At 75.6% G+C, this 3,023-nt stretch carries 3 protein-coding genes; all 3 read left to right on the forward strand.

Annotated features, from left to right (window positions below; all coding sequences use genetic code 11):
- A partial coding sequence (locus tag VGR37_24235; protein ID HEV2150531.1) for a TonB-dependent receptor occupies positions 1-1,395 on the forward strand: 1,395 nt, incomplete at its 5' end.
- 23 nt (positions 1,396-1,418) lie between these two features.
- Positions 1,419-2,468, forward strand: a complete 1,050-nt coding sequence (locus VGR37_24240; GenBank protein ID HEV2150532.1) for a hypothetical protein — start codon at positions 1,419-1,421, stop codon at positions 2,466-2,468.
- A 60-nt stretch (positions 2,469-2,528) separates the two neighbouring features.
- Positions 2,529-3,023, forward strand: a 495-nt coding sequence (locus tag VGR37_24245; GenBank protein ID HEV2150533.1) for an adenosylcobinamide-GDP ribazoletransferase, incomplete at its 3' end; no start/stop codon positions are given.

The raw sequence follows: 3,023 nt of genomic DNA on the forward strand, positions 1-3,023 counted from the left end.
GAGGTGGGGAGGGCGGGGCGGGCGCTGGGGTGGAGCGTGGGCGGGCACGCCCGCTCCCTGGAGGGCGCCTTCGACTACCCGCGGGTCCGGGGGCTCGACCCCACCCCCGAGCGCCGCGCCAACGCGGACCTGGCGGAGTGGAGCGGCTTCGGCGCCGCCCAGGCGGCCGCGGCGGGCGGGGAGCTCCGTCTGCGCCTGGGAGCCGAGGGGCTGGAGCGCGGCCTCCCGGGCAAGGGGTACGCGCCTTCGGTACGGGCTCGGCAGGAGCTGGACCGCACCCGCGGCTCCCTCGCCTGGCGCCGGAGCGAGGCGGCGTACTCCGTCGGCGCCTCGCTCAGCGCGGTCGCCCAGGCGGTGCGGTACGCGGATCCCGCCCCCCCGTTCGGCCTCCCCTACGACGAGACCACCCGCGTCCGCTCGCTGGAGCTGCGCACCGGGGCGGAGCGGATCCCGGCCTCCCGGTGGCTCCGCGGATACGGCGCCGGGGCCGAGGGGCTCGTGCAGCACGTGAACAGCGGGAGCCTGGGCGAGCACGCCCCGCGCACCCGGACCGACGTCGGCGCCTTCGCGCACGCCACGGCGGGCGTGGAGCTGGGGCCCCGCGACCTGGAGCTCACCGCCAACCTGCGGGCGGACCGGGACGACGTGGCCGGGCGGTGGTACCCCAGCCATTCGCTGGCCGGGCGCTACGGGGCCGGCCCCCTGACCGTGCACCTCGCCCACCGCAGCGGCTTCAGCCCGCCCTCGCTGGGCGACCAGTTCTTCCGCGAGGGGGTCGCGGTCGCGCCCAACCCGGACCTCCAGCCGGAGCGCATCCCCTCCGAGTGGGAGGCGGGCGCAGCCCTTTCGCGCTCCGCACCGGGGCTCTCCCTGGACGTCGGCGCGCGGGCGTTCACGGGCGACGTGAAGGGGATGATCGTGTGGCTTCCCGACTTCCGCTTCGTGTGGAGCCCCCGGAACACCGACGTGAAGCGCCGCGGGGCGGAAGCGTGGATCGCGGCGGCCTGGCCCGACCGCGCGCTCCGGGTGACCGGGTCCTACGCGCTGGCGGCGGTCACCTACGACCGCGAGGGCGACCCCGTCCAGGTGGCGTATCGCCCGCGGCACTCCGCGCAGCTCCGGGCGGAGTGGACGCCCGGCCCCTGGCGGGCGGCGGCGGGAGCGCTCCTGACCGGCACCCGCTACCCGGGCCCCGCGGCCGTCAACGCCCTCCCCCGCTTCTGGACCGTGGACCTGGACCTGGCGCGGGAATGGCGGGCCGGCCCGGCCGCGCTCGCCGCCGCGCTGCACGTAGACCGGCTCCTGGACGAGAAGGAGTCGCTCATCTTCGGCTTCCCCGAAGCCGGACGCCGGATCCGCCTGGAGCTTCGTGCCCGCCGGGCGGATCGACCCTGAACCCTTTGTTGAGGTACCTTTCCGTGAATCACCCGCTCTTCCGGACCCTTCGCCGCCCCGCGGCGCTCCTCCTCGCGCCCATCCTCGCGCTGGCGTCGTGCGACAACGGCCCCACCGAGCCGAGGCGGCCCGCCGGCACCGAGGTCGCCGTCGTGGTGAACAGCAGCGAGCGCTCCCTCACCGTGGTCCCGGTGGACGACCCCGCGGGGCGGTTCACCATCGGGGTCGGCGCCGAGGGGAGCCCCCTCACGGTCGCCGTGAACGGGGGGACCGCCGTGGTCCCGCTCGGCACCTTCCCGTTCGCCGCGGTGGTGGACCTCGGCCAGCGCAAGGTGGTCCACACTGTCGCCCTCCCCGCGGGCTCCGGCGCCACCGGAGTGGCCTTCCTGAACGACAGCATCGCGCTGGTGGCGAACTCCAACCTGAACAGCGTGACCCCGGTGAACACCCGCCGGGGGACGGCCGGCGCGCAGATCCCGGTGGGCACCTTCCCGCAGGCGATCGTGGCCTCCGAGGGACGCGCCTACGTGCTCAACGCTGAGCTGGAGAAGTTCGTACCGGTCCGCCCCGGCTCCATCAGCGTCATCGACGGGACGCTCAAGACCGTCGCGACGATCCAGCTGAGCGGCCTCAACCCCGGGGCGGCGGCCTTCGGTCCCGGCGGGCAGCTGTACGTGGTCAACTCCGGCTCGTTCGGCGGCAACAACGGCTCCCTCTCGGTGGTCGACGTGAACACGCGGCGTGAGACGAGCCACCACCCCGGCTTCGGCAACTTCCCCGGGAGCGTCGCCGTGGGGCGCGACGGCCTGGTGCACGTGGGGGTGTACGGCGAGGGCGTCCGGGTCTGGGACCCCGCCACTCGGCTCTTCCGCGGGCTGAACCCCATCGTCCCCGGCGGAAAGCCCCCCGTGTCCGGGATCGGGTTCGACTTCGCCGGCCGGCTCCACACCCTGAACCCCGGCAGCTGCAAGGATCCGGGGACCCTGTACCGCCTGGGGAGCACCTTCCAGGTCGAGCAGCAGACGTCCACCGGGATCTGCCCCTTCGGCCTGGCCTTCACCTTCCTCCCGTAGGCTCCGGCCATGGCTCGTCCGGGGGTGGACGCACCCCGCGTCCACCCCCATTCTTTCCGGATGCGATACCGCGTGCCGCTCTCCTTCCGCCCGCTCCTCCTCGCCACGGCGACGCTCACCGCGGTGCGCGTTCCGCTGCGCGGGGAGGCGTCGGCGGAGGAGCTGCGGGCGGCGACGGCGTTCTACCCGCTCGTGGGGCTGCTGGTGGGCGCGGTGCCCGCGGCGGTGCTCCTCCTCCCCCTCCCGCCCCTCCCCCTGGCGACGCTGGCCCTGGCCGCGTGGGTGCTGGTGACCGGCGCGCTGCACCTGGACGGCTGGGCGGACTGCTGCGACGCGGCGTTCGCGCCGGCCGCCGGGGATGCGCAGGCCACGCGCGAGCGGCGCCTGGCGATCCTCAAGGACCCCCGGCTGGGGACCTTCGGGGGGGCGGGGCTCGCCCTGCTGCTCCTGGGGAAGTGGACGGGGCTGGTGTACGCGCCCGCCATGGCCCCGCTGCTGGTGGCGCCGGTCGCGCGCTGGGCCATGGTGCACGCGCTCCGCTCCTACCCCGCCGCG

Source organism: Longimicrobiaceae bacterium (assembly GCA_035936415.1).
Lineage (GTDB): Bacteria > Gemmatimonadota > Gemmatimonadetes > Longimicrobiales > Longimicrobiaceae > JAFAYN01.